2 protein-coding genes are annotated in these 3,535 nt (G+C 70.1%); both read left to right on the top strand.

Annotated elements, in window-relative coordinates; genetic code table 11:
- The first annotated feature begins 781 nt into the window (after positions 1–781).
- The gene (locus ACY45C_RS15930) at positions 782–2,290 is read left to right on the top strand and encodes an amidase (protein WP_462188377.1); all 1,509 of its coding nucleotides are present in this window, start codon (positions 782–784) and stop codon (positions 2,288–2,290) included.
- Between the two features lie 150 nt (positions 2,291–2,440).
- Positions 2,441–3,535 (top strand): PP2C family protein-serine/threonine phosphatase (locus tag ACY45C_RS15925; protein WP_462188376.1); only part of this gene is annotated, 1,095 nt, incomplete at its 3' end.

The raw sequence follows: 3,535 nt of genomic DNA, 5'->3' as shown, positions 1-3,535 counted from the left end.
GTCGGCCCCGGTGCCCGGGGTGGTCGTGTCCGCATCGGCCAGGCCCGAGCTACTGACGTTTCCCGCGCCACTGACGTTTCCCGGGCCACTAACACTTGAGGTGGCGGTGGTCGCGGCGATGACGTCGGGGCTCGGCGCCGGGGAACCGTGACCGTTTAGGCCGGGTGCCGGGCCGGAATCTACACTCTCGGTACCGGTCGGGACCGGGGGGCGCGCGAACGGAGCCGTGGTCGTGTCGTCGGCAGGAAGCGGCGCGGTCCGTGCGGGCTCCGGCATCACTGAACTCGGGTCCATTGGCATCGTTCGGTTCCTCCCTGGAAGGTGTTCGGTGTCTGACCTGGGGACCGGGTCCGACCTGGAATCGATGGCTGAGCTGGTCAACGGCTGAGCTGGCATCACGCTCAGCCCGTCCGACCGGGACCGCCGCGGACCAACTGGCCGGGCCGCATCTACGATCAGGACTACCGGCGGATCCCCGTGGCGCGCAGAGAAACCCGACCGGGCGGGATGTTCACTAGCCGTACTTCTCATTGTCATACCCGGAATCAATGCGGATAACCCGATGTGGGCGCCCTGACGGGACACGGGGCCGCATCACCGATACCTAATACTATCCATAAACACACAAATGCCACATAACGACCAATATATCGATCATAGATCATCTCTCCCCAATGCACCCACAGCAGGTGATAATGGGAGGTATCGGGCGATCGACGGTGCGGACGACCCGGCGTCGGCTACGGTTCGGACAGCAGCCATGAGCGTCAGGGGGTGGCTGATGTCGGATGTGCCCACAATGTCCTCCGCAGCCGACCGGAACGGTCCACTCGAAGGCATCCGCACACTGGCCGCACGCCTCGCCTCCGGCGAGATGACGTCCCGCGAGCTCGTCGAAGCCGCGTTGGCCCGGATAGCGGCGACCCAAACCACCGTTAACGCCTTCCGCTGGGTACGGGCCGAGGCTGCCCTCGCAGAGGCCGAGGCGGCGGACGTCGCACTCGCCGCCCGCGGGAGCCGGTCCGGCCGACTCAGCCGGGACGCCCGCGGCAGCTGGTGGGGCGCGACGGGATGGCGACCACTACTCGGCGTGCCCATTGCGATCAAGGACGACACCGACCTGACCGGTACCCCCACGGCCTTCGGCGCGATGGGGGAGTTCTCCCCCGCGGTCCGGGACAGCGAGATGGTGCGACGGCTGAAGGCGGCCGGTGCCATCATCATCGGCAAGACCAACACCCCCGAGTTCGGGCAGTGGCCGTTCACCGAGGGCCGGGCGTTCGGGGTGACCCGTAACCCGTGGGATCTCGACTACTCTCCCGGCGGCTCCTCCGGAGGCGCGGCGGCCGCGGTGGCCGCGGGGCTGGTACCGGCGGCGATCGGTTCGGACGGGGCGGGCTCCGTGCGCATCCCCGCCGCCTGGACCCACCTGGTCGGGATCAAACCGCAGCGCGGGCGCATCTCGAGCGCCCCGGTCCGCGAGCAGTTCAACGGGCTCACTGTCTACGGCCCGCTCACCAGGACCGTCGCCGACGGGGCCCTGCTGCTCGACATCCTGTCCGGCAGCCTGCCCATCGACCGGGATCGACCGCCGGCGCCGGCCGAGCCGTTCCTCACCGCCGCCGGCCATCCCCCTTCCCGCTTGCGGATCGGGCTCTCCCTGCACCACCCGTACAGCGGGATGCCGGTGGCCCTCGATCCGGCCGTCCGGGCCGCCGTGGAACGGCTGGCCGAGATCCTGGCCGGCTGCGGGCACGACATCGTGCCGGTGGAGCCGCCCTACGGCCTGCTTGGCACGATCTTCCTGCCGCGGTCCATGGACGGCATCCGCGACTGGGCCGGGCGGGTGCCCGATCCCACCCTGCTCGACCCGCGGACCATGGCCAACGCGCGGACCGGACGGATGCTGCGCCCGTTCCTCCCGCTGACACGCGCCGCGGAGCCACTGGCCCGGCTCAACATCGGCCGCATCTTCCGACGGGTCGACGTCATACTCGCCCCGACGACCGCCACGCCGCCGCCCCGGGTGGGCGAGCTCAACCGGGAGAGCAACTGGGCCACCGACCAGGCGATCGTGGCGGCGTGCCCCTACACCTGGCCGTGGAACGTCCTCGGTTGGCCGGCCGTCAACGTACCGGCCGGACGCACCGCGGCGGGACTGCCCGTCGGCGCCCAGCTGATGGGGCCGGCGAACAGCGAGACCTTGCTGATCTCCCTCGCGGCGCAGCTGGAGGACGGCGAGCGATGGCACCTCCATCAGCCGGGAGAACGCTCGGCCCACGCGATCTGACGATCTGACCCGACGGGCACCCGACCCGACCTGGCCCACAGGCCGACCTGGTCCACGGACCAACCTGACCTTACGGGTAGCGGGGTGTTACCGAATAGCCGAAATGCGAGGGCCTCTTACGGAACCCCGATCCGGCCGGGACAATGACCCATGCGAAGACGTCGTTCAGGCGCTGGCGGACCCGGCGGACTGGGCAGACTCAGCAGGCTCCGCGGGGTGGAGGATGTCCGTCCCCTCATCGCCGGAACGCTCGTCCTCGTCACGGTCATCGTCCTCGACGCGACGCCCGGCCTGATCCTGGTCGGGTACTTCGGTCTCGGGCCACTGATCATCGCGGCGACCAGTCCACCCCGAGTCACCGCCGCGGTCGGATCGCTGACAGTGATCACGGCACTCCTCTCCGGGTTCTGGGATCATTGGTTCGGGACCGGTCCGCATCTCGCCGCGACTACGCTGGTCGCCCTCCAGGCCGTGATCGCCGTCTACATCTGCGCGCACCGGGAGCGGCAACGCTCACAACTGCACCAGGTCAAAGCGGTTGCCGAGGTCGCGCAGCAGGCACTGCTACCGGCGGTCCCAAGCCGGCTCAACGGGGCCGGTTTCGCGGCTCGGTACCTCTCCGCCGCCCAGGAGCCGTCGGTGGGTGGCGATCTCTACGAGGTCGTCTCCACCTCGCAGAGCATCCGGATGATCATCGGTGATGTCCGCGGCAAGGGCCTGCCGGCGGTCCGGCTGGCCTCGATAGTGCTCGGCGCCTTCCGCGAGGCGGCGGTGACCTGGCTCGACCCGGAACAGGTGGCCGCCGCCTGCGCCCGCGCGGTGGGTCGGGAGGCCGAACCCGAGGACTTCGTGACGGCGCTCATCGTCGACATCCACCCGGACGGTCGGCTGGGCCTGTGCTCGGCCGGGCATCACCCGCCGCGGCTGGTCTCGGCGGACGAGTGCACCACGCTGGAACTGAAGTCGCCCAGTCCGCCACTCGGGCTGGCCGAGCGATTCTCCGTCACGACGGCGAGCTGGGCGGTCGGCGATCGGATGCTGCTGTTCACCGACGGTCTCACCGAGGTCCGGGACGGCCGGGGGCGGTTCTTCCCCCTGGACGATCATCTGGACCTGCTGCGGGGCGGCAGCCAGGACGACGCACTCGACCGTCTCACCGGGGCTCTGCGCGCCCATGTGGACGGCAGGCTGCAGGACGACCTCGCGGTGCTGCTGGCCGAGCGGGAGGCGGGACCGAGTGGCGGG

The organism is Frankia sp. CcWB2, assembly GCF_977927585.1.
The sequence above is the reverse complement of the archived record's forward strand: the minus strand, read 5'-3'. Positions and strand labels throughout refer to the sequence as shown.